This is a genomic window from Gordonia bronchialis DSM 43247 (assembly GCF_000024785.1).
GTDB lineage: Bacteria > Actinomycetota > Actinomycetes > Mycobacteriales > Mycobacteriaceae > Gordonia > Gordonia bronchialis.
Genome location: NC_013441.1, coordinates 4324770 through 4345474, shown reverse-complemented (window position 1 = coordinate 4345474; position 20705 = coordinate 4324770). Strand labels below are relative to the sequence as shown.

The window sequence follows — 20705 nt, the reverse complement described above, 5'->3', positions numbered from 1 at the left end:
GTCGCCATGAAGATCTTCCGCAGAGAGCGTGCATCGGCGTCGGATCGCGCAGCGAGTTCGGGGACGACCCCGACCGCGAGATGCGCCGAGCTCGGCGAGATCGGCATCGACCCGGCGGGCGACCCGCAGCCCCGGTCGGGCGACGCTCGCGCCTGCGAGGGATGTGTGGAACTCGGCGAACATCACTGGGCACATCTGCGGATGTGCCTGACGTGTGGTCACGTCGGATGCTGCGATTCCAGCCCGCGCCGGCACGCCACCGCCCACTTCCAGCAAACCGGGCATCCGGTGATGCGGTCGGCCGAACCGGGTGAGGTGTGGCGTTGGTGCTACCGGCACGAGGTGATGGGGTGAGCGGTCACGAGGAAAGTAGGATTTGGGAATGACGTCGAACAGCGACAACGCGGCCGGTGACGGCGCCGCGCGACACGTCGAGGCCACCCCTGCGCCCGATGCGGATTCACCGGCATCCTCGCCGGCGCCCCCGCCGGTCCCGCCTGCTCCGTCGGCGCCACCGGTCCCGCCTGCGACGGTCGGCCCGCCCGACATTCTCGGCACACCGCTGAGCCCGACGGCCACCAAGGTGCTCCTGCTCGGCGCCGGTGAACTCGGCAAAGAGGTGGTGATCGCCTTCCAGCGGCTCGGGGTGGAGGTCATCGCCGTCGACCGGTATGACAACGCACCGGGGCAGCAGGTCGCCCACCACGCCGAGGTCATCGACATGACCGACCCGGACGCCGTGCTCGCGGTCATCGACAAGTACCAGCCCGCCTACGTGGTGCCCGAGATCGAGGCGATCGCCACCGAAGCCCTGGTCAGCGCCGCCGAACGGGGGCTCACCGAGGTGATACCCACCGCGTCGGCCGTGATGGCGACGATGAACCGGGAGGGCATCCGCCGCCTGGCCGACGAGGAACTCGGGCTGCCCACCTCGCCGTACCTGTTCGCCGACTCGCTCGCCGAACTTCGGGTCGCCGCCGAGCAGATCGGCTATCCGTGCGTGGTGAAGCCGGTGATGTCGTCGTCGGGCAAGGGCCAGTCGGTGGTGAAATCTCCCGACGACCTCGAGAGCGCGTGGCAGACCGCCGCCTCGGGCGGCAGGGTGCGCAGCGAACGCGTGATCGTCGAGGGCTTCGTCGAGTTCGACTACGAGATCACCCTGCTGACCGTCCGCTGCGTGGACCCGCGGACCGGGCGGATGACCACCGTGTTCTGTGCCCCGATCGGGCATCAGCAGGTCAACGGCGACTACGTGGAGAGCTGGCAACCGCACGAGATGAGCTCCGACGCGATGGCCGCGGCGACGTCGATCGCGGCGCGGATCGCTACCGGGCTCGGTGACGGAAAGCTGGGTGGCCGAGGCGTCTTCGGCGTCGAACTGTTCGTCAAGGGCGACGACGTCTACTTCTCCGAGGTCAGTCCCCGCCCGCACGACACCGGGCTGGTGACCCTGGCGACCCAGCGACTGAGTGAGTTCGAGATGCACGCCCGTGCCATTCTCGGCCTGCCGGTCGACGTCACGCTGGCCTCCCCGGGGGCCTCCGCGGTGATCTACGGTCAGATCGACGAGCCGGCAATCGGCTTCGAGAATGTCGCCGCGGCACTCACCGTGCCGGAGACCGACATTCGGCTCTTCGGCAAACCGGAGAGCTACCACCGCCGGCGGATGGGCGTGGTCACCGCCACCGCCGATGACATCGAGACCGCCCGCGAGCGTGCTGTCCGTGCGGCGTCGATCGTCTCGCCCGTCTCCGGACGTCCGGCGCAGCGTCGTGTGGTTCCGCCGCCGATGCCGCCTCGCCGACCGGGCCCTCCGCCTCCGGTGCGTCCCGGCGCGCCCGTCGGTGGTGGACGTCCGCCCGTCGGTCCGCCTCCCGGACCTGCCGGACCGCCACCTCCCGGACCTGCCGGACCGCCACCTCCCGGGCCAGGTTCCGCCCGACCCGGACCCCGGCCGGCGCCCGGTCGTCCGCCGGTGCCGCCGCCCGTCCGGCCCGGCGCTCCCGTTGCTCCCGGTGGCCCCGGTGGCCCCGGTGGCCCGGCTCGACCACCCGCCGCAGGCCGGCAGCCCGGCATCCGGGTCGGTGCGGCCGATCGGACCGAAGCCGCCGTCGACGGCGCACCCGCACCCGAGCGGCCCGCGCCCTCGTTGCGCAAGCCGGACAGTTCGGCGTCGCCGCCGGCCCCGAGCGCGTAACGCCCTGCGCCGGTGCCCCTTTACGGAGAGTTGCTGGTCGCCGCGGCGATCCTGATCGGACTCCTCGGTATCGTCATCCCGATCCTGCCGGGAACGCTGCTTGTCGGCGGCGCGATCCTGGTGTGGGCGGTGATCGTCGGCGGCTGGGCGTGGGCGGTGTTCGCGGTCGCGGCGGTGGTGCTCGCCATCGGCGAGGTGGTGAAGTACTTTCTCGCCGGTCGCACGCTGCGGTCCGGCGGCATCCCCAACATCACCATCATCGTGGGTGGGCTGGTCGGGATCGTGGGCTTCTTCGTCGTCCCGGTGATCGGTCTGTTTCTCGGGTTCATCGTCGGCGCCGCGGCAACCGAACTCGTCCGTACCCGTGACGGCCGCGCGGCCTGGCGGGGGACGGTCGCGGCGATCAAGGCTGCCGCGATCACGATGGGCATCGAGCTGCTGGCGGCGCTGATCGCGACCGGCATCTGGACATCCGGAGCTTTCGCGTGGTGACGGATGGATCAGGGTGGGCGCGTTGTGGATTCCCGCGGGAGTGCTCGTACCGATAGCCGCCCTGCCTTTTCTGCGTTTTCTGGGGCGTCTCGGTCCTCCGATCGGACGAACTGTGACCTCCGGTTGTGAATCTGAGAGCAACCTGTGATGTAGTAGCGAGGCTGCGGCAGATATGGCTGCAGGTCATGGGAAGGGGAAAACATGAAGCGTTTCGCTTCGATTCTGGGTTTGCTCGCGGCGGGTGTGATTGCGCTACTGGTGATTCCTACTGGGACCGCTTATGCGGCACCGGCTGACACCACATCACGCCCGGCACTCGATGCGGGTGTCGCGAAGGTCTCGCTGGTCGGGGCCGACTACGGGACCATTCTGGTAAAGCTCACCGACGGAAGCGTTTTCGCCCGGACCGGTGACGTGCTGCGGGTCGTCGACGCGTCGGGCGTGACGACCGAGCGCATCGACCTGCGCCACGTCAAGGCCGCCGACCGGGTGGTGCCGATGACGGCGAAGGTGTCGGCCGAGGGCACCTCGGTGGAGCTGGTTCCGCAGGTCGCCCGGCACAACGTGGCGAAGAAGAAGCAGCGTCTGACCAAGGCGCAGGCCTACAACGACATGGTCGCCAAGGCGAACAACAACTGGAGTTGCGCCGCTCCCACCGTGATCGCCGGTGCGGTGATCGGCGGCCTCATCGGCCTGTTCTTCATCGTCGGCTGGATTCTCGGTGCCGGTATCGGCGCGGTCGTCGGTGCCAACATGGGCTACGGCAACTGCGGCAAGGGCAGCAAGCGGGGCGAGACTGTCCGCGCGTTCTGGACGTGGTGGAACACACCGTAAGACGAAGATCGCTGTGCGACAGATCGGGTCGGGCCAACATCGGTCCGGCCCGATCGTCGTCTTGCTCAACCGATCACGGCTACAGCGGCACGATCAACGGTCCACCCGAGACCGGGTCCGTCATCACATGTGCGCGCAGGCCGAAGGCGTCCGACAAGAGACCGGCGTCGATGATGTCGGTCGGGTCGCCCTGGGTGACGATCGTCCCGTTCTTCATCACCATCAGCGAATCCGAGTAGCGCGCAGCGAGATTCAGATCATGGAGCACCATGACGACGGTCTTGCCGTGTTCGCGTTTGAGCCGGGCTACGAGATCGAGGATGTCGACTGAATGGGCGAGGTCCAGATAGGTCGTCGGCTCGTCGAGGAGCAGAAGGTCGGTGCCCTGGGCCAGGGTGAGTGCGATCCACACGCGCTGCCGCTGACCGCCGGAGAGTGCATCGAGCGTACGGTCGGCGAGATCGAGGGTGTTGGTCAGCTCCATCGCCTCGCGAACGGCGGCCTCGTCGGCGTCGGAGGCCTGCTGATACCACCGCTGATGCGGATGCCGGCCGCGTCGAACCAGATCGGTGACCGTCAAACCGTCTGGGGCAACCGGGTTCTGGGGCAGGATCGCCAGCGTGCGCGCCACCTTCTTGGGCTTCTCGTGATTGATGTCGACGCCGTCGAGAAGGACGGTGCCCGCGCGGGGCGGCAGCAATCTGGCCAAACAGCGCAGCAGCGTGGACTTTCCGCATCCGTTGGGGCCGATGAGGGTCGTGATCTGATGGTCGGGAATGGCGAGATCGAGGTCGGCGATGACGATCCGATCGTCGTATCCGACGGACAGGCCCTCGGCGACGAGGCGGCTCATGTGATGCCTTTCATGCGGTGGCCTTTCGGGACATGGTGACCATCAGGTAGATGAGGAACGGGCCGCCGAGCGCGGCGGTGACGATGCCAACCGGAAGACCGTTGAGCATGTCGGCGGCCCCGGCGAGCAGCGGCGCCACGAGGACCGCGACCATCATCACCGGACCGCCGACGACGGCGAGCAGGGACAGCACCGCAACTCCGGCGGAGCCGATGTCGCCGAACCACGGGATCACGTCGGGCAGGCCCGAGCGGCACAGCAGATCGCCGCCGACGACGAGCATCGAGCCCAGCAGACCCGACGCGAGCGGGGTGGGTATCGCCGACCCCGTGACGCGCATCGCGATCTGCGGGGCGAGCAGGGCGACGAAGGCAATCGGCCCGGCCGCCGACACCGACAACGCGCTGACGACGACGGCCAGCAGCAGCACGACCGTCGAGACGGCCCCGGTGCGGATCCCCAGGCCGCGCGCGAGATCGGGTCCGAGGCTCAGCGCATCGATCTGCCGGGAGAGTGCGATCACGACGACGATCGCCACGGCCACCCCACCGGCCACCGGCCACACCTTGGACCACGTCGCGTTGGAGACCGAGCCGACGAGCCACACCTGGGCGCGCGCGACGTCGTTGATCTCGGCCCGGGTGAGCAGGAAGCTCGTCGCGGCCTGCAGCATCCACGTCATGCCGACACCGATGAGCACCAACCGGAACGGGTTGACTCCCCGGGTGGACAGCCCGCCGGCGCCACCTTTGCGGCCCGGCCACGCCAGGAGATACATCACCAGTGCGGTCGCCAGCGCACCGATGAGCGCCGAGGTCGGCACCCCGATGTCGGCGAAGACCGCGCCCCAACTGGTGGCGAAGGCGATTGCGGCCACCGCGGCCGCGCTCGCACCCGCGGTGATGCCGAGGATGTCAGGGGTGGCCAGCGGGTTCTGCGCGATCAACTGGGTCAGCGCGCCGCACAGGCCGAGTCCGAATCCGACGAGGAGCGCGACCAGTGCCCGGGGCAGCGCGACGTCGAAGACCACCACGTTCTCCACCCGGCGTCCGCCGCCGAGGAGGATACGGATGACATCGATCGGGGTCAGCGGGTAGTCACTCGTACCGATGTTGATGAGGAACAGCAGCAGGACCAGTACGGCGGCCCCGGCGCAGACCAGCAGCATGCGGGGACGTAGCAGCCACGAGACCTCGATCCGCCGGCCACTGATCGTGCGCGACGCCGCCAGGCGTTTGGTGCTCATACGCTCGACAACTTCTGTTTGCGGACCATGTACATGAGGAAGGGTGCGCCGATGAAGGCGAGCATCACGCCCACCTGCACCTCGCCGGGGCGGGCAATCACGCGTCCGAGGATGTCGCAGCCGACCAGCAGGATGGCGCCGAGCAGCGCGGAATAGGGAATGATCCAGCGGTAGTCGGAGCCGGTGAAGACCCGCGCGATGTGCGGGGTGACGAGTCCGAGGAACACGATCGGGCCGCACGCCGCGGTAGCCGCACCGATGAGCAAGGTGATCGCCACGATGCCGACCACCCGGATGATCGCCACCCGCGATCCGAGCGCCTTGGTCATGTCGTCGCCCAGGCTCAACACGTTCAGGAAGAAGCCGCTGGCCAGCGCCAGGACGAGTCCGACGACGATGAACGGAAGACTGGCCCAGAACACGTCGAAGCCGCGTCCGGCGGTGGAACCGACACTCCAGAACCGCCAGGCGTCGAGCGAGTTGGAGTCGACCAGCACGATCGCCGACGTGACCGCCGTGAGCGTCGCGGTCAGTCCGGTACCGGCCAGGACCAGGGTCAACGGACTCGCACCGCTCAGCGCCGACAATCCGAAGACGGCCGACGCGGCGATGATCGCGCCGATCAACCCGAAGAAGGTGAACGCGATGGGGCTCTGGATGCCGAGGAGATAGATGCCGCCGACCACCGCGCAGGCGGCACCCGCGTTGACGCCGAGCATGCCGGGATCGGCGATCGGGTTGCGGGTGTGCCCCTGGGTGATGGCGCCGGCGGCACCGACGGCGAGTCCGACGAACAGACCGAGCAGGGTCCGCGGGACGGGCTGATCCCAGACGATGCCGTCCAGGCGGGATTCACGTGTCACCGCAGGCATGCGCAGATCGGTCAGTGCCGCCCAGATCTGCGAGCACCCGGATGTGAAGCTGGCCCAGACGTCGTCAAACGGTGCCTCCAGGGTGCCGATGGCGACCGAACCGCACAGCAGCAGCGCCAAGACGGCCATGAGCAGGGGAATTCCCGCAAGTCGGCGCACATAGGGTCACCTTACCAACCGTCGTGTTGTCACCTCGGTGTGGCGCCGGCGCATGAAGTTTGCATAACGAATGATCTGGTTTCCTGGGATTGTGCTGTGGAGTGCGTAACACTTCGCCAAGTGTTGGTCGATAGTCCCGGTACACCCTCGAAAGTTCGAGAAGCGACAGAGAATCAAGGAAGGCACATCGAATGAGCGTTCTCAAACGAGCAACCACCGCGGTTCTGGTTGCCGCGGGCATCGCGGCCGGAACGGTCGCGGGGACGGCACCATCGCAGGCCGCGGCTCCCGGCGACCTGCAGATCCAGGGCAACGTCGAGTGCCACTTCGGGCAGTGGGGCCAGCCGTGGAACAAGGCCTGGTACATGTACCGCTACATGACGGTGCGCAACGTCGGCGGCAGCACCATGCACAACGTCACCCTGCAGGAGATCAACGGCCGATCCGTGTTCATCAAGGAACTCAAGCCGGGACAGACGATGTCCAAGTGGAGTGCCCGCGAGAACCGCTGGGTCCGCCCGATCGAGACCCGCTGGACCGGCTGCTGGCCGAGTTCCATCACCGGCTACACGATCGGCGCCGAGGCCGAGAACCTGACCAACAACTTCGGCTACTGGCAGAACTGGCGTCGAGCCGACAACCCTCCCCAGGGCAACAACACGGGTAACTGACCATCGCGCCCGGCGGGCCGGCAGGGAGGACGCCCCTGCTGACACCGTCCGGCGCAGCCGAAGAGAGCGGCGACCTGGAGATGTCCGGTCGCCGCTCTTTGCTGTCTACGTGGTCCCCACCGCAACCACTAAGCCGTCGGTCGCGACACCTTGTCCGGCTCGGAGGCGGCGAGCATGTCCTCACGCTCGACCACCTTGACGCGCTCGCGTCCCTCGGCCGCGCCGAGTGCGCGCTCGTGCTCGTCGAGGCGGTACCAGCCGTCCCAGGTGGTGAACGGGATGCTCTTGGATTCGAGCAGCTCGATGACGGCGTCCTCGGATGGATGCGCCGGTTTGAGAAGGGCGTCGTTGGCCATGTCCTCGAGGATGCAGTCGACTGTCTCGTTGGCGTCGCCCTTGGTGTGGCCGATGAGGCCCACCGGACCGCGCTTGACCCAGCCGGTGGTGTAGACGCCGGTGAGGTGTTCACCCTCGTCGAAGACGCGTCCGGCCTCGTTCGGGATGACGCCGGCCTGGCTGTCGAACGGAATCTGCGGCAGGTTGTCCGACAGGTAGCCGACGGCGCGGTAGACGGCGCCGAGTTCCCAGTCGGTGGTCTTGCCGGTCGGCTTGACGTTGCCGGTGCCGTCGAGCTGGGTGCGCTCGGTGCGCAGGCCGACGACCTTGCCGTTCTCGCCGAGGATCTCCACGGGATTCTCGAAGAAGTGCAGGAAGAGCTTGTGGATGGCGCCCTGCTTGGGGTCGCGGATCGCGTAGTTCTCGATGATCGTGGCGACCTGGTCGGTGATCTTGGAACCGCGTCGGGCCACGGCCGATCCCTCGTCGTAGTCGATGTCCTCGGGGTTGACGACGACCTCGATGTTGGGGGAGTGGTCGAGTTCCTTGAGCTCGAGCGGCGTGAACTTGGCCTGCGCCGGTCCGCGGCGGCCGAAGACGTGGACCTCGACGGCCTTGTTGGCCTTGAGTCCCTCGTAGACGTTCGCCGGGATCTCGGTCGGCAGCAGTTCGTCGCCGGTCTTGGCGAGCACGCGGGCGACGTCGAGTGCGACGTTGCCGACGCCGATCACGGCGACCTTCTCGGCGTCGAGCGGCCAGGTGCGCGGGAAGTCCGGGTGGCCGTCGTACCAGGCCACGAACTGCGCTGCGCCATAGCTGCCATCGAGGTCGACGCCGGGGATGTCGAGGGCGCGGTCATCGGTGGCGCCGGTGGAGAAGATCATGGCGTCGTAGTGCGCCTTGAGTTCCTCGAGCGTGATGTCGGTGCCGTAGTCGATATTGCCGAGCAGGCGGACCTGCGGCTTGTCGAGGACCTTGTGGAGCGCGGTGATGATGCCCTTGATGCGCGGATGGTCGGGTGCCACGCCGTAACGGATCAGCCCGAACGGGGCCGGCATACGCTCGTACAGATCGATGCTGACGCCGCGATCTTTCGCGGTGTCCGATTTCATCAATGCATCCGCTGCGTAGATCCCGGCCGGACCTGCGCCGACGATGGCAACCCGCAAGGGGCGGCTGTTGTCGCTCATGGAGTGGCTTCCCTGACTCTGCTGTATAGATCGGTCTGAAGTGCAGGCTCGATGCTGCCTATCCCTTCTACGGTAGGCGCTGACGGCCTGGCACCAAAATCACCTGTGAGGCTCACCTCACTTCTGGCGCTGCTCCGATCAGCGGACCGAGGCCGTGATCGGGTCGAGTGCCTTGCCGGCGACCCATGGGATCGTCAGGACCGTCGGCACCGACATCGCGGTCCCGACCTCTTGATCGAGGTAGGCGACGCGCCCGGACCGAACCACATCGAGGCTGGTGAAGGCGGCATTGCGCCGCAGCTGATCATTGGAGCCCTGCCAGTCGACGGCGACGACGAGGTCGGCGGAATCCAGCAGGTCGAGCCGCTCGGCCGACAGCGATCCGTAGAACCCGTTGGTGAGTGCCGGCTGCAACGCGGGCGGGAAGGTGAAGCCGTAACCGGCGAGGGTCTGGCCGCGGCCGTCGCCGCCGCTGTAGATCGACACGGTGCCGTCGGGCGCCCCGGTCACCACCACGGCGGTCTTGCCGGCGAACTGCGGATGATCGCGTCGGATCCCGGCCAGCAGCGCGTTGGTCTCGGCGATCTTGGCCGCCGTCGCCTTCGGCAGACCGACCGCCTTGCCGACCTGGGTTGCCTGTGCCTCCCACGGGACCTGCCAGGCGGAGAACTGCGCGGGTCGCAGCACGGTGGGGGCGACCTTGCGCAGGCTGTTGAACTGCTCGCGCGACGGGTCCGCGCCGATCGCGGTGATCAGGCCGGGGTCGGTGGCCAGCGTGGTGTCGATCGCGGTGCCGAAGTCGCTGGACACGGTCGGCAGGTAGGTGGGTGAGCTGTCGCCGATGAGTTCGGCGTTCCACGGTGAGGTGGTCTGCTTCGGGTCGCCGAAGGTGGCGATCGCCGTCGGCTTGATCCCCAGCGCGAGCAGCGTGTCTGCGTCGCCGACACCCATCGCCGCGATCCTCGCGGTGCCGTTCTCGACCGTGACCGGCGCGTACACCTGCTCCAGGGTCACCGGCAGCGCTCCGGCCTCCGGGGCCACCTGCGGGCCGACCTCGTCGGTTTCGTCGGGCGGCGAACACGCGGCGACAAGACCGGCGATCACAACGGCCCCTAGCAGTGCCGGCAGTGGGCGCGAGGGGCGACGGGTGGTGCGCATGGGAATCCTCATCGTCGGGGTCAAATGTCTCTAAGGCTCACCTTACTGACGGGAGGTGCCGAAGACGGTCGATAGACTGCGCGCCATGGCAGCAGGTGGAACCCGGAAACCCGCACGTGGCTCCGGCGACGATGCGGACGGTACCCCCGCCGCGCCACGGTCGTGGAAAGACGCGTGGCCGTTTCTCGTCGCGCTCGGCGTGATCGTGGTCGCCGTCGTCGGGCTGGGGCTCTCCTACCTACTGCGGCCGGCGGAGGAGCGGGTGACCGACTCGACACGTGTGCAGTACGCGATCAACGACCACTACACCGCGCGTAACGCGTCGGACTACACCGCCTACCGCGAGCACACGTGCGCGGCGGATCTGGCATCGCCGTCGTTCATCACCGAGCGGGTCTTCAGCGAGCAGAACCGCGACCGGCGCGACAACCCGATCCAGATCGACATCACCGACCTGACCGTCGACGGCGATCGCGCGCAAGCACAAGTACATTGGCATCTCAAGAACTCATCCGATCAGAAGCACACTGTGCCGACGGTCGTGGTGCGCGAGAACGGCGAGTGGAAGGTGTGCACCTCGTGACCTATGCCGGAGATCTGACCCCGCGACAGGCCTGGGAGAAGCTGGAGAACGATCCCAAGGCCGTGCTGGTGGACTGTCGGACCCGCGCGGAGTGGTCCTTCGTCGGTGTTCCCGACCTCGAAATACTCGGCAAGAGAACGATCTTCGTCGAATGGAACACTTTCCCCGACGGCTCGCACAATGAGTCGTTCGTGGCCGAGCTGCGCGATGCCGGGATCTCCGACGATGACGAGGTCATCTTCATCTGCCGCTCGGGTCACCGGTCCATCGGAGCCGCCGAGGCCGCCACCGCCGACGGCGTGAAGGCTGCCTACAACATCCTCGACGGCTTCGAGGGCGCCCTCGACGAGAACGATCACCGCGGGCGTGCGGGTTGGCGCGCCGAGAACTTGCCATGGAGGCAGTCGTGACACACGGAATCGACGATTACGAACTGCCCGAGGGGGTTTCGCCGCAGACGCTGGCGGTTCGGGGCGGGCTCGCGCGGTCGGGCTTCTTCGAGACGTCGGAGGCCATGTACCTGACGAGCGGATACGTGTACGACTCGGCGGAGGCCGCCGAGCGGGCCTTCATCGGCGAGGACGAGCGATTTGTCTACTCGCGCTACGGAAATCCCACCGTCGAGATGTTCCAGGAGCGCTTGCGCCTGCTCGACGGCGCCGAGGCGTGCTTCGCGACCGCGAGCGGCATGGCGGCGGTGTTCGTGGCGCTCGGCGCGCTGCTGAAGGCCGGCGACCGCCTGGTGGCCGCGCGCAGCCTGTTCGGCTCGTGCTTCGTGGTCTGCAACGAGATCCTGCCGCGGTGGGGGATCGAGACCGAATTCGTCGACGGCGAGGATCTCGACCAGTGGGAGCGCGCGCTGGCCACCCCGGCCGACGCGGTGTTCTTCGAGACGCCGTCGAACCCGATGCAGGTTCTCGTCGACGTCGCCAAGGTGTCCGAGCTCGCCCATGCCGCGGGCGCAAAGGTGGTGCTGGACAACGTCTTCGCCACTCCGCTCGGCCAGCGTGGCCTGGACCTTGGGGCCGACGTCATCGTGTACTCGGCGACCAAACACATCGACGGCCAGGGCCGGGTGATGGGCGGCGCGGTGCTGGGCACCAAGGAGTACATCGACGGCCCGGTGCAGACCCTGATGCGCCACACCGGCCCCGCGATGAGCCCGTTCAACGCCTGGACGCTGGTGAAGGGGCTGGAGACCATGCAGCTTCGCCTGGACGCCTCGGTCGCCTCAGCGCAGCGCATCGCCGAGTTCCTGGAATCCGACACTCGCGTCCGCTGGGTGAAATACCCGTTCCTGCAATCACATCCGCAGTACGACCTCGCGACCGCCCAGATGTCGTCGGGCGGCACGGTGGTCACCTTCGAGCTCAACGACCGCGGGGGCGTCGACGGCAAGAAGCGCGCCTTCGAGGTACTCAACGGACTGCACGTCATCGACATCTCCAACAATCTCGGTGATTCCAAGTCGTTGATCACCCACCCGGCCACCACGACCCACCGCGCGATGGGGCCCGAGGGTCGCGCATCGATCGGACTCACCGACTCGGTGGTGCGGCTGTCCGTCGGGCTCGAGGGCACCGACGATCTGCTCGAGGATCTCGACCGCGCGTTGGGTTGAGGCGCGAGGTTTTCAGAGTATGCGGCGAGTGCCCACGTAGACCTTGCCGCCGAAGGCGGTGGGTTCGAGCCTCTCGGTGTCGAGGGTCCAGCCGCTGCCATCGGGGCCGCAGGCGATGAGCCGATAGTTCAGCGAGTTCTCCAGTCGCTCCCAGAGCAGCACACGAGTTCCGTCAGCGGCGATGAACTGTGCGGTCGATCAGTCGAGGTCGTCGACACCCAACGCGTGCAGCACGGTCCGCAGTTTGACGGCGGTCTCGTCGAGTTCGGCCTGCGGGTCGGAGTCGGCGATGATGCCTCCACCGGCCCAGGTGGTCAGGTGGTGACGGTCGGCTTCGAGTTGCAAACAGCGGATGGTGACCATCCATTCGCCGTCGCCGTTGGCGTCGCACCAGCCGACCGAGCCGGCGTAGAAACCGCGGTCGCCCTCCACCTCGGTGATGATCTGCGCGGCCACCTCGCTCGGCGTACCGCACACCGCGGGGGTCGGGCCCAGCAGCAGCGCGAGGTCGAGGGAGGTGACGTGCGGATCGCGCAGGGTCGCGCGGATCGGGGTCGCGAGGTGCCACACCTCCCCGGTGGAGAGGACCAGCGGTTCGGGCGGTGCCTCGACGTCGTCGCACAGGGTTTCCAGGCGTTCGCGGAGATAGTCGACGACGAAGGCGTGTTCGGTGTGGTCCTTGGCGGAGCGGGCCAGCGCCTCGGCGGTTGCGCGGTCGGTGGCCGGGTCGGGATGACGCGGGGCGGAGCCGGCGTAGGGATAGCACGTCACCTCGCGACCTCGCTTGCGCAACAACAACTCCGGCGACGCGCCGAGTAACCACGCCCCGGTGCCGAGGTCGACGCCGAAGGCGTTGTGTTCGGAGTTGCCGGCGGCCAGTGCGCCGAGCATCTCGGCGGGATCGACACGCGGTTCGACGACGAGGTCGACGGCCCGCGCCAGCACCACCTTGTCGACGTCGCCGGCCGCGATCCGCTTGATCGCGTGGGCAACCCGGTCGCGGTGTTCGGCGGTGTCGGGACGGAACGTGGTGCTCACGACGCGCTGCTGCAACGGCGCTCGGCCGGCGAGTGGCTCGTCGGAAAACGTGAGCTCTTCGGGGGCGGTTAGCGCCACGGTCTCGGTGGCGTCGAAGCCGATCGCGCCGGTCAGGGCGGTGACGCGGCCTGCGCGCAGGGCGTCGGAGGCGGCGTCGGCGGTGGTGAACACCTCTCGCACCCCACGGGCGCGGACCGTACCGTGCGGACGGGAGAGGACGAAGACATCCCCGGGGACACTCCCGGCAACATCGTCGGGGCTCGGGCCAGCTGCGGACGTGGACACACCCACACGCTACCGGTAAGCGTGTCCTAACTTTGACTCACGCTGAGTGAAAATTGACACCCTCGGGCGCGATGGGTGAATCTTGATGCGGGTCATGAGTGCCAGTGACAAGCCCCGGCTCGCTGGTCGGCAACCCTCCTCCGCGGTGGGGTGCTCCGGGTGACGACCCGGCCGTATTCGGAGTGAATACGGCAAGCGTGGAATCACTAGGAGTACCGTCATGACTGCTGTCATCCCTGTTTCTGCTGGTCGCGAGGCCGGTTCTGCTGTTAGGGCTCCCCTCGCCCCCGTCGTCGGCGCCGATACCTGCGTTCCGCTGATCACCGGCGATGCCGTGCGCTACACCAACCTCGACTACGCGGCCAGCGCCCCGGCGTTGACCGCGGTGGCTGACGTGGTCGCACGATCGCTCGGCGATTACGCCAGCGTCCACCGCGGCGCCGGTTACCTCTCGCAGGTCACCACCGAGCGGTACGAGTCGGCCCGCGAGACCGTCCGCCGCTTCGTCCGCGGACGCACCGACGACACCGTCGTCTTCACCCGCAACACCACCGACGCCATCAACCTGGCTGCCCACATCACCCCCGGCGACGTGGTGGTCCTCGACATCGAGCATCACGCCAACCTGCTGCCGTGGACCACCGCGGTGAACCCGGCGTCGCAGGTGCGGGGACGGGTCGTCGAGGCGCGCGATTCCATCGCCGACACCCTGGCGGCTCTCGACGCCGAGCTCGCGTCGAAACCGGCTGCGCTACTGGCGGTCACCGCCGCATCGAATGTGACCGGCGAGGTGCTGCCGATCGGCCGTCTGGCCTCGATCGCCCACCGCCACGGTGCACGCATCCTCGTCGACGCGGCGCAACTCGTTGCGCATCAGCCGATCTCGGTCGTGAGCCACGGCATCGACTACCTGGCCTTCTCCGGTCACAAGACCTACGCGCCGTTCGGTGCGGGCGTGCTCATCGGGCGTCCGGACTGGTTCGACGCGGCAACGCCGTACCTTGCCGGCGGTGGTGCCACCCGCGACGTATCCGCGGGTGGCGTCACCGCAACCTGGCACACCGGGCCTGCCCGGCACGAAGCCGGTTCGCCGAATGTGCTGGGCGCCATCTCGATTGCCGCGGCCTGTGACGCACTGACGGCGATCGGGCCGGAGGCTCTGGGACTGCACGAAGAGGAACTGCGCGCACGGCTCGACGCCGGACTGGCTGCCATCGACGGGGTGACGCCACTGCGCATCTTCGATGATGTGCGCAACCGGGTCGGCATCGCGAGCTTCGTCGTCGACGGGTGGCACCCCGTGCGGTCGCCGAGTACCTGAGCGACTACCACGGAATCGGTGTGCGCGACGGAAAGTTCTGTGCCCATCCACTTCTCAAACGCCTCGGGCATCCTGCAGGAGCCGTACGGGCCAGCTTCGGCGCGGGTAGCTGCGCCGCCGACATCGACCGCCTGCTGGATGCACTCATCGAACTGACCCGATCGAACTGACAAGAGGGACAACGCAATGACCGTCACCACACACTCTCGCGCGACCGTCAGCATCGGACGGCCGGCGCTGCGCGTCGCGGTGGCCGGCGACGCGGTGGCCCGAACGCTGCCGATCGTCGTCCGGCGCGAGCATCTCCGCGACGCTCAGCGCGCCCGGTCGCTGCTGCGTGCCGGCAGCCACGACCCGGCGAATTTCGCTGTGGCACTGGAGATCGAAGTTGCGATCGCACCACATCCCGCGTCGGCGCGGGCGGCGGTGGAACATGCCGACGTCGACCGGGACCCGACGGCATCGGAGACCATCCGTTACATCGGTACTGCCCACGGACTCATCACCCTGATCCGCGACATCTACGCCGCCGAGGTCGCCGACGCGGTGATCATCGTGCCTATCGACGGTTCGGCCTCCGAACGTCGTGTGCGCGAACAGGTTCTGCCGTACGTCAGTGAGGTTGATCGTCGGGTGGCGTAGGGGGTTCCTCTCAACAGCCAGGGTGAACGCGTACTCGTCCGACGATCGACGCGCGGGCTGGGCATTGATGATCTCGGGTGCAAGGTAGGCGAGGCTTCTAACCAGCGAGTTGGTGGCGGTGAGGTCGGTGCCATTGGCGAGTTTCGCGATCCCGAAATCCAGCACCGCGACACGGTCGATCTCGTTGGTATCCGGGTCGCGCGTCACAATGATGTTGGCGGGCTTGATGTCTCGGTGGGTCACCGATGTGAGATAGCTGATCGTATTGCAGGCGACGGGCTGACCGGCATCGCATGTTCAGACGAATCGGTTTCCGTGTGATCTTGCGCCCCGAATCCGGGCACAAGATCACACAGGAGCCGGCTCAGTGGACCTGACCCGCGCCCCAACCGAACGAGAGTCGAGTTCACGGGGTGATCGCTGTCGGCCGGTCGAAATCATGTGTGGGGCAGTAGGTTTCACGCGAAGCACGCCACCTGAAGCTCCTTCTTTCGGAACTGGTTGCGCACCCGGCCGAAGTTGTATACTCTCGAACATGCATTCGAGAGACGGCGGAGGGGCCGGGGGTGAGCATGAACGAGCAGTCATCGGGCGAGCAGTCGTTGTCGGTGGTTCCGGCGTTGCTCGCCGAGCTCGGTGGGGTGCTCGATCGCCTTGCCGCCGCTGACGTGTCGCAGTGCACCGATGCTGAGTTGGTGGACGTTGCGCGTACCCATGAGCAGTTGATCAACCGGATGTTGTTCGAGGGGGATCGGCAGATCGTGGCTCTCTCGGATCGGGGTGTGCCCCGCGCAATGGGCTATCGCAGTCTGACGAACTTCATGAATGTGGCGTTGCGGGTGTCGGATCCGGGCCGCCGCACAGATCAGATGGAGGCGACGGCCTGTTTCCGCCAGCTGTCCGGGGAGGTGTCCGACCCCAAGTATCCGACGCTGGCTGCCGGGTTTGCCGAAGGTGCCGTCGGGGCGGCGCATGTGCGTAAGGTCGCCGAGATCTTGGACAAGATCCCGCACCGGTTGCCGCACGACCGTAAGGTCGCCGCCGAGAAGACGCTGGCGGAGTTGGCGCGTGAACACACCCCGGCCGAGTTGACCACGCTGGGGATGCGGCTACTGGCCCATCTCGACCCCGACGGTGAGCTGACCGATGCGAAGGATCGGGCACGGCGACGCAATCTGTGGCTCAATCGGCAGGACGCGCAGAAGATGTCGAAGCTGACCGCCAACCTGGACCCGCAGACGCGTGCGTTGCTGGAGATGATGTTGGCGGTGTGGGCCAAACCGGGGATGAACAACCCCGACGACCCGGACTCACCCTCGGGTGGTGAGGACGACGCCGACATCGAACAGGTCAAGGCCGCCGCCGCCCGCGATTCGCGTTCACAGGCCCAACGCAACCACGATGCGCTCAACGCGCTGTTGACGGCGGTGTTCGCTGACGGGCTGTTGGGCAAGACTCATCGTGGGTTGCCGGTGTCGTTGATCATCAAGGCCAACCTGGCGGATCTGATCCGGGAAGTCGGGGTTGGCGACCACCGCGACCGGGTCGGTCATCCCCATCCCCGAGTTGATCGGGCTGGCCGGGCAGATTCAGCCGTACCTGGCGATCTTCGCCGATGCCACCGAGATTCCGCTGTACTTCGGTCGCGGCAAACGACTGGCCACCCTGGCGCAGCGGTTGGCGTCGCTGGCCCGCACCGATGGGGAGGTGTGCTCAGCGCCTGGTTGTGATCAGCCGGCGACCAATGTGGAGATCCATCACGCCGCCCTCGACTACGCCGAGGGCGGCACCACCGACATCGTCGACCTCGCCCCGGCGTGTCCGTTCCACAACCGCAAGGTGGGTCACACAGTCGGGGAATTCACCACCGGGGTCTACCGCGACGGCCCGCATGCCGGACGCACCTGGTGGCGACGCAACAACCGGCCGGGAGCACCGCCGAACCCGAAACGACTCAACACACGTCCCGACATCGTGACGCTGTATGAACACAACCTGCGACGCGCGCGCGAGGCGATCCACGGCCCACCCGCCGACGACGGACCACCACCGGCGCGCCTACACCTCACCGAGACGATCCACCCCCCGTCCTCGGTCGTCGAAACACGCCTGGCCGCCGAACTCTACCGACTCACCAGCCAATGACGTGGCCGCACCGACGATGAGTCGGTCCTCGCCTGGGCGGTCGGCGTCGCACGTCTGGACGAATCACACAGAATCCGTGCTCAGGGGTACCTGACCCGCGTCGGGGGAGAATTCCGGTCCTCGGTTCCGACGCCGAGTTGGCCGGCGTGGTTCAGTCCCCAGCAGAATGGACCGTCGGCGGTGCCCGCGCAGGCGTTGTCGCCCGAAGTCGTGATGGTGCCGGCCCGGGTGACGCCCTTCACGGGTACGGGAGAGCGGCGTTCGACGGTGGTCCCGTCGCCGAGCTGCCCGTAGTTGTTGGTGCCCCAGCAGTATGGCGTGCCACCGGCAATCGCGCAGGTGGTGTTGCCGCTCAACCCGACACCCCCGGTGGAGATGGCCGTCACGTCCGTCAGGCCGGGGACCAGGGTAGGTGTGAACTTCCGCTTCGCGGTCCCATCGCCGAGTTGGCCGTCGTAGTTGTAACCCCAGCAATAGGCTTTCGCATCGGCGACCGCACACACGGCAATGCCGTTGGTCGAGATGGCGGTGACATTGTTCAGGCCGGGAACCAGTGTGGGGCGGTTGCTTTCGCCGGTGGCCGTCCCGTTGCCGAGTTGGCCTACGGCGTTGTCACCCCAACAGTGGGCCCGCCCGTCGGACACCGCGCACGCCGCCGCACTTCCGTTGTTGCCGTTGATGGAAACCGAAGTGGCATGGTCGAGTCCGACCACCCGCGTCGGCGTGAGACGGTCCGTGGTGGTTCCGTCGCCGAGCTGGCCGAACTGATTGTCGCCCCAGCAGTAGACCGACCCGCCCGCAACAGCGCATGTGCCGGCCAGCCCTGCGGATACGTCGGTGACGTCGCTCAGGCCGAGAACCTTTGTCGGCGTGGCGATGCGCCCCTCGTCGTCGCTGCCCGTGCCGACCTGGCCGTTCCAGTTCATACCCCAGCAGTAGGCTTCGCCGCGTGCGGCAGCGCAGACCGTATCCAACGTGACGCTCATCGCGGTGATCCCGGTCAACCTCCGCACCAAGATGTTGGCTCCGCTCTGCGCAGTGGTGCCATTCCCGAGTTCACCCCAGCCGTTCAGGCTCGAACAGTAGGCCAAACCGGTCACGACGACACACGTCGTGTCCGAGGCGGCGGTGACGAGCGCGGGCGGCATGGGCCGCGGGTCCGCGGCGGGGCTGCCGTCAGTGGTCGCCGTGAATCCGAAGGCGAAGGCGAGGGCCGCGACGAGGGCGAGCACGCCGACGATGGCGGCGCCGATGGCCGCCCACCCGCGTTTGCTCTTGTGCGGCCGGATCGCTGGTGGACCTACCGGCGATGGCGTGGCATCCGCCTCGGGGTGCTCGACGCCGTCGAGTGCGGTGCCCAGAGCCGAAGCGAAGGCGCGGCAGTCGGGAAAGCGGAGGGCGGTCGCAGCGTCGCGCGCATCGAGGGTGGCTGCCGCGGCCCACGGTGTTTCGTCGGCGATGAGTTGCCCCGCCAGGGTGGCCAGCGTGCGCTGATCGGAGGCCGGTGCCGTCGAGTCTGCGGTGGGTTCGGTTGCGGTGAAACCGAACCCACGCAGGGCGACGCTGTTGAGCGCACCCGAGGCGGTGCGGGTCACGAAGATATCGGTGGCGTCGAAGTCGCCGCGGTCCAGGCCTTGGCCGCGGGCGTGGTCGAGGGCATCGGCGATCTGCGTGACGATCATGGTGATCTCGGCGGCGGTGAGACGTTGCTCGGTCAGATCTGTTCCGGCGAGATGCCGGGTCACCACCCAGCAGGTGTCCTCGGTGATGCCGTAGTCCTCGACGCGAAGCACCGCCGGATGATCGAGTGCGGAGGCGACCCGGGCATCGGCGAAGAACCGATCGTTCACGCCGGGCCCGGCCGAGCCGACCGCACTCAGGACCCGGGCACGGTCCTCGCTGGGTCGGTCCACGAGGAAATGTCTTCCGGTCCGGTCTCTGCCGAGTTCGGCATTGATCTGGTATCCCGCAAACGTCGAACCAATGACCAACGGCACTGCTTCTCCCCGATACTCTGGCCAGGCCGATCAGGCCTCGCCACGCTCCCACTGTTCGATCAGCCGCGACTCGGCTTCCTCGGTGAGCGTGCCATACAGCTTGAGGCGCGCCATTCCACCGTCGGGATAGATGTCCAGGCGGGCCTCGGTCATCGGGCGGTCGAGGTCGATGACGAAGCGGTGCCGGGTGTCGGGCTGTAAGTCGGTGCGCGGCAAGACCTCGAACCAGTCGCCGTCGCCGTCGCGGCCGCGCACGGTGGCTGCGCCGGGTGCGTTGCCGAGGAAGTAGCTGGTGTCGAGTTCGACGAGGCTCACCCGGCCCTGGCCGGCGAGACGCACCTGGACCCAGTCGTTGCCGTCGTCGCGTCGGCGCGAGGTCTCCCAGCCCTCACCCATGTTGCGGGCCCGTCCGGGCATCAGCAGATTGTTGGGGGAGCTGTAGAACATGTTGGAGCAGGCCGTGATCAGGCCGCCGTTCTCCAGTGCGGCGAGATCGAAGTGCCCGTAACGGAAGAAGTGCGGGTCGGGCACACCACGACCGTGCACACGGAATCGGGCCACGCCGCCGTCGGGGTACATGGTGAGCCGCACGTGGGTGAATCGGTTGGTGGCGTCGACGGTGAACGGGTTGCGGGTGTCGCCCTCGGCCGGGGATTTCTCGACGATGGTGACCCACTCCGCGTCGGAGACGAGTTCCTCGGCAGACACCACGCCCTCCACCGCGGTGGCCTCCACCGAGATGAAGGGCGGATAGTTGCCCTTGAACCACGACGTGTCGACGACGACGCCGTAGACCACACCGGGAGCGCCGAGCCGCACGATGGCCTGATCGACCCCCGCCCCCCGGCGCCGCCGCGTCTCCCAGCCGTCATAGACCTGACCCTTGTGCCCGAAAGTGGCCGGTTGGTACTGGGCGGGCGAGGTCTTGATGAGGTTCTGACTCTCGGCGAACAGCTCGTCGCTGGTCCAGACAACCGCGCCGCCGAGATCTCGAAGTGCCAGGTCGGGCATGGAGGTGAAGTGTGGTCGGGTACCGGTGGCGACGGGTGGCGGTTGAGGAGTCAC

Annotated in this window: 20 protein-coding genes, 2 pseudogenes and 1 riboswitch; of the genes and pseudogenes, 12 read left to right on the top strand and 10 right to left on the bottom strand. The window is 67.6% G+C overall.

The window, feature by feature from the left end; genetic code table 11:
- Positions 1-6: 6 nt before the first annotated feature.
- From GBRO_RS20095 to GBRO_RS24830, 4 genes are all read left to right on the top strand, one after another.
- Positions 7-354, top strand: a complete 348-nt coding sequence (locus tag GBRO_RS20095) for a UBP-type zinc finger domain-containing protein (RefSeq protein WP_041920727.1) — start codon at positions 7-9, stop codon at positions 352-354.
- Positions 355-382: 28 nt separating this feature from the next.
- Entirely contained in the window at positions 383-2197 is a 1815-nt protein-coding gene (gene purT, locus GBRO_RS24835) for a formate-dependent phosphoribosylglycinamide formyltransferase (RefSeq protein ID WP_012835715.1), read from the top strand.
- Positions 2198-2209: 12 nt separating this feature from the next.
- Entirely contained in the window at positions 2210-2689 is a 480-nt protein-coding gene (locus GBRO_RS20085; RefSeq protein ID WP_012835714.1) for a DUF456 domain-containing protein, read from the top strand.
- A gap of 201 nt (positions 2690-2890) precedes the next feature.
- Positions 2891-3523, top strand: a complete 633-nt coding sequence (locus GBRO_RS24830; RefSeq protein WP_012835713.1) for a DUF1269 domain-containing protein — start codon at positions 2891-2893, stop codon at positions 3521-3523.
- Positions 3524-3602: 79 nt separating this feature from the next.
- On the opposite strand, the gene GBRO_RS20075 is transcribed toward GBRO_RS24830, so the two are convergent.
- The 3 genes from GBRO_RS20075 to GBRO_RS20065 are packed head-to-tail and all read right to left on the bottom strand — an operon-like array spanning position 3603 to position 6623.
- Positions 3603-4376, bottom strand: coding sequence for an ABC transporter ATP-binding protein (locus tag GBRO_RS20075; RefSeq protein WP_012835712.1), 774 nt, complete (start codon positions 4374-4376; stop codon positions 3603-3605).
- Positions 4377-4386: 10 nt separating this feature from the next.
- Complete coding sequence (locus GBRO_RS20070) at positions 4387-5622, bottom strand: FecCD family ABC transporter permease (RefSeq protein ID WP_012835711.1); 1236 nt, start codon at positions 5620-5622, stop codon at positions 4387-4389.
- On the bottom strand, positions 5619-6623 hold the full coding sequence (locus tag GBRO_RS20065) for a FecCD family ABC transporter permease (protein WP_085950379.1): 1005 nt from the start codon (positions 6621-6623) through the stop codon (positions 5619-5621). The genes GBRO_RS20070 and GBRO_RS20065 overlap by 4 nt, the downstream gene beginning before the upstream one ends.
- A 221-nt stretch (positions 6624-6844) precedes the next feature.
- Between GBRO_RS20065 and GBRO_RS20060 the strand changes: the two genes are divergently transcribed.
- On the top strand, positions 6845-7324 hold the full coding sequence (locus GBRO_RS20060; RefSeq protein WP_012835709.1) for a hypothetical protein: 480 nt from the start codon (positions 6845-6847) through the stop codon (positions 7322-7324).
- 128 nt (positions 7325-7452) lie between these two features.
- Here GBRO_RS20060 and GBRO_RS20055 read toward each other — a convergent pair whose 3' ends face one another.
- Positions 7453-8850, bottom strand: a complete 1398-nt coding sequence (locus tag GBRO_RS20055) for an FAD-dependent oxidoreductase (protein WP_012835708.1) — start codon at positions 8848-8850, stop codon at positions 7453-7455.
- A gap of 138 nt (positions 8851-8988) precedes the next feature.
- Positions 8989-10008, bottom strand: a complete 1020-nt coding sequence (locus GBRO_RS20050) for an ABC transporter substrate-binding protein (RefSeq protein ID WP_012835707.1) — start codon at positions 10006-10008, stop codon at positions 8989-8991.
- 85 nt (positions 10009-10093) lie between these two features.
- On the opposite strand from GBRO_RS20050, the gene GBRO_RS20045 reads away from it, so the two are divergent.
- The 3 genes from GBRO_RS20045 to GBRO_RS20035 are packed head-to-tail and all read left to right on the top strand — an operon-like array spanning position 10094 to position 12212.
- Positions 10094-10591, top strand: coding sequence for an Rv0361 family membrane protein (locus GBRO_RS20045; protein WP_012835706.1), 498 nt, complete (start codon positions 10094-10096; stop codon positions 10589-10591).
- Positions 10588-11001 (top strand): rhodanese-like domain-containing protein, encoded by a 414-nt coding sequence (locus GBRO_RS20040; RefSeq protein ID WP_012835705.1) that lies wholly within the window; start codon positions 10588-10590, stop codon positions 10999-11001. The genes GBRO_RS20045 and GBRO_RS20040 overlap by 4 nt, the downstream gene beginning before the upstream one ends.
- Complete coding sequence (locus tag GBRO_RS20035; RefSeq protein WP_041919997.1) at positions 10986-12212, top strand: O-succinylhomoserine sulfhydrylase; 1227 nt, start codon at positions 10986-10988, stop codon at positions 12210-12212. Before GBRO_RS20040 ends, GBRO_RS20035 begins: the two co-directional genes overlap by 16 nt.
- Before the next feature lie 12 nt (positions 12213-12224).
- Here the strand turns inward: GBRO_RS20035 and GBRO_RS26410 are convergent, their stop codons facing one another.
- Together GBRO_RS26410 and GBRO_RS20030 are read right to left on the bottom strand one after the other, a co-directional pair.
- Positions 12225-12374: a hypothetical protein gene (locus GBRO_RS26410; RefSeq protein WP_012835703.1), complete on the bottom strand. Its 150-nt coding sequence runs from the start codon at positions 12372-12374 to the stop codon at positions 12225-12227.
- A 36-nt stretch (positions 12375-12410) separates the two neighbouring features.
- Positions 12411-13535, bottom strand: coding sequence for an isochorismate synthase (locus GBRO_RS20030; RefSeq protein WP_052298443.1), 1125 nt, complete (start codon positions 13533-13535; stop codon positions 12411-12413).
- Positions 13536-13625: 90 nt separating this feature from the next.
- Positions 13626-13739, top strand: a riboswitch (SAM riboswitch).
- 16 nt (positions 13740-13755) lie between these two features.
- On the opposite strand from GBRO_RS20030, the pseudogene GBRO_RS20025 reads away from it, so the two are divergent.
- A pseudogene (locus GBRO_RS20025) lies at positions 13756-15026 on the top strand (aminotransferase class V-fold PLP-dependent enzyme).
- Between the two features lie 16 nt (positions 15027-15042).
- Positions 15043-15498 carry a hypothetical protein gene (locus GBRO_RS20020; RefSeq protein ID WP_012835701.1) on the top strand — a complete coding sequence of 152 codons (456 nt, stop codon included), beginning with the start codon at positions 15043-15045 and terminating at the stop codon, positions 15496-15498.
- Between the two features lie 30 nt (positions 15499-15528).
- Here GBRO_RS20020 and GBRO_RS25475 read toward each other — a convergent pair.
- Positions 15529-15759: pseudogene (locus GBRO_RS25475) on the bottom strand (protein kinase domain-containing protein); the annotation flags it as partial.
- A gap of 311 nt (positions 15760-16070) precedes the next feature.
- On the opposite strand from GBRO_RS25475, the gene GBRO_RS20015 reads away from it, so the two are divergent.
- Both GBRO_RS20015 and GBRO_RS27605 read left to right on the top strand, forming a co-directional pair.
- Entirely contained in the window at positions 16071-17228 is a 1158-nt protein-coding gene (locus tag GBRO_RS20015; RefSeq protein ID WP_321574002.1) for a DUF222 domain-containing protein, read from the top strand.
- Positions 17206-17643, top strand: coding sequence for an HNH endonuclease signature motif containing protein (locus GBRO_RS27605; RefSeq protein WP_321574001.1), 438 nt, complete (start codon positions 17206-17208; stop codon positions 17641-17643). Before GBRO_RS20015 ends, GBRO_RS27605 begins: the two co-directional genes overlap by 23 nt.
- An 80-nt stretch (positions 17644-17723) precedes the next feature.
- On the opposite strand, the gene GBRO_RS20010 is transcribed toward GBRO_RS27605, so the two are convergent.
- Together GBRO_RS20010 and alc are read right to left on the bottom strand one after the other, a co-directional pair.
- Positions 17724-19640 (bottom strand): chromosome condensation regulator RCC1, encoded by a 1917-nt coding sequence (locus GBRO_RS20010; protein WP_012835700.1) that lies wholly within the window; start codon positions 19638-19640, stop codon positions 17724-17726.
- A 30-nt stretch (positions 19641-19670) separates the two neighbouring features.
- A complete protein-coding gene (alc, locus tag GBRO_RS20005; protein WP_218565807.1) occupies positions 19671-20651 on the bottom strand; it encodes an allantoicase in 981 nt (326 codons plus the stop codon).
- Positions 20652-20705: the final 54 nt, after the last annotated feature.